The 2,164-nt window shown below is 68.9% G+C and carries 2 protein-coding genes and 1 pseudogene; all 3 read right to left on the minus strand.

Annotated features, from left to right (window positions below):
• Window positions 1–235, minus strand: a pseudogene (locus DEIPI_RS40710) (hypothetical protein); the annotation flags it as partial.
• A gap of 161 nt (window positions 236–396) precedes the next feature.
• Window positions 397–579, minus strand: coding sequence for a hypothetical protein (locus DEIPI_RS40715; RefSeq protein WP_027483760.1), 183 nt, complete (start codon window positions 577–579; stop codon window positions 397–399).
• Between the two features lie 307 nt (window positions 580–886).
• Window positions 887–2,164, minus strand: a 1,278-nt coding sequence (gene uvrC, locus DEIPI_RS0126390; protein ID WP_027483761.1) for an excinuclease ABC subunit UvrC, incomplete at its 5' end; no start/stop codon positions are given.

Raw genomic sequence — 2,164 nt, forward strand, 5'->3', positions numbered from 1 at the left:
CGAACTCGGGCGCGGCGCGGCGCGCGACGTCCTCCGCGCCGAGCGCGATGAGCTCCTCGATCCGGGCGAGCACGTGCTCGCGCGCCATCGGGTTCATGGGCACGAGGGGCGGGAGTTCCACGTCGTCCCCGCCGCCCGTGGCGAGCCGGATGTACGCCTCGAAGCGCTCGGGGCCGCGCGGCATGAGGTACAGGGCGCGGCATTTCTCCAGCAGCGGAACGACCTCGACGCTCATGTTCCCATCGTGCGGCGAGTGAGGGTGCGGGGGAAGCGCCGTGTGGCCTACGCCGGTTCGGGCTTTCCGATCAGGAGGGCAGGGGTGGGTGAGTCGACCGCGTCCCCCGACAGGAACGCGCCCCTCCCGAGGGGGAGAGGGCGCGTCAATTCGTCAGCGGCCTAGGGGCAGTACATGCTCCCCGTGAGGGCAGCGAACTGCCCCTCTGGAAAGTAGATGGTCCCGGCGATGGAGACAAACGTCCCCTGAGGGACATCTGCGGGGTCCGACTCGATGTCGATCGTCCGACTCCAGGCCTTCTGGCGTCCCACCGTGTAACCTCCCGCCCAGTTGTAGGAGGCCATTCCTCCCACGACCTGGGTGTTCGTATGTTTCTTTGTCCGGAACGTCGCCATTCCGTTTCCGCGCGAACATGTCGTTTCCGCGCTGACGTCGATGACCGCTTTCGGCGCGGGCTTCTGAATCTGGCCCCACATCGGGGGCAGGGGCAGGAGAGGACGTTGCGCGGACACGGCGCTGTTGGATGCGAAAAATGCGATCAGGACAAGACCAGCTAAACGTTTCATAGAACTTCCAAATAAACAACCTTCCGGAATCACTTCCGGCCTGGGTCAATCCTAGACGCCCCGCCACGCGCGGGGCGTCGTTTGCTCACGCACTCGGCGTCTCGCCCTGCGCTCTGGCCTCCAGGAATTCCTTCACGGCGCGCGCCGCGACGAGGTTCATGCCGGGCACCCGCGCGATCTGCTCCACGCTGGCCGCGCCGAGGTCCTCCAGGCTGGTGAAGTGCTCCAGCAGGGCGTCCTGCCGCCGCTTGCCGATGCCGGGCAGGTCGTCGAAGACGCTGCGGAGCATGCTCTCGCCGCGCAGCTTGCGGTGGTAGTTGATGGCGTGGTTGTGCACCTCGTCACGCACGCCGATGAGGGTGCGCAGCGCGGGGTGCGTGTGCGGCAGCAGCAGCTCGCGGTCGCGGCCCACCTCGGTGCCGCCGTCGAGCCACCACTGCGCGCCGTACACGCTCGGCAGGATGATGCGTTCCTCGCGTTTGGCGAGGCTCACGACGGGCACCTTCACGCCCGCTTCCTTCATCGCGTCGAGCGCCGCGTTGAGCTGCCCGCGCCCACCGTCGATCAGGATGAGGTCCGGCAGGGGCAGCTTGTCCGAGAGACTCCCGGTGAAGCGCCGCGTGATGGTCTGCCGCATCGCGAGGTAGTCGTCCGGGTGGTCGAGGCCCTGCACCTTGAAGCGGCGGTACTCTCCCTTGCGGGCGCGTCCTCCCTCGAACACCACCATGCCCGACACGATGTTCGTGCCGAACAGGTTGGAGTTGTCGTAGCCCTCGATGCGCCACGGGCGGTCGGGCAGCGCCAGCACCTCGCGCAGGCCCTCCAGGCCGGGGTGATCGCCGCGCTTCTCCAGGCTCATCAGCTCGGACTCCAGTCCGGTGGAGGCGTTGCGCTGCGCCATCTCCACGAGCTCGACCTTGTCGCCGCGCTGCGGGACGCGCAGCTCCACCCTTCTGCCCGCGCGGCCCGTGAGGAAGTCGCTCCACAGCTCGGCGTCCTCGAACTCGGCGGGGAGCAGCACGAGGGGCGGCACGTGCGTCGCCTGGGTGTAGTAGTCCTGCACGAACGCGCCGATGATCTCGCCGGGCTCGCCGTCCTCCGCGCCCGTCAGGAAGCGTTTGTCGCGCCCGACGACGCGTCCGCCGCGCATGCGGAAGAGCTGCACCATCGCGTACTCGCCCGCGCGGGCGTACCCGAGGAAGTCGAGGTCCTCCGCGCCGGTCGTCATGGCGACCTGCTCGTTGCCGAAGAGCTTCTCCACGGCCTGCAGGCGGTCGCGGACCTTCGCGGCCTGCTCGAAGTCCTGGCCGCGCGCGTGCTCCGCCATGGCCTCCCGCAGCCGCGCCACGACGGGCGCGGCGCG

Origin of the sequence: Deinococcus pimensis DSM 21231 (assembly GCF_000519345.1) — a bacterium.
Lineage (GTDB): Bacteria > Deinococcota > Deinococci > Deinococcales > Deinococcaceae > Deinococcus_A > Deinococcus_A pimensis.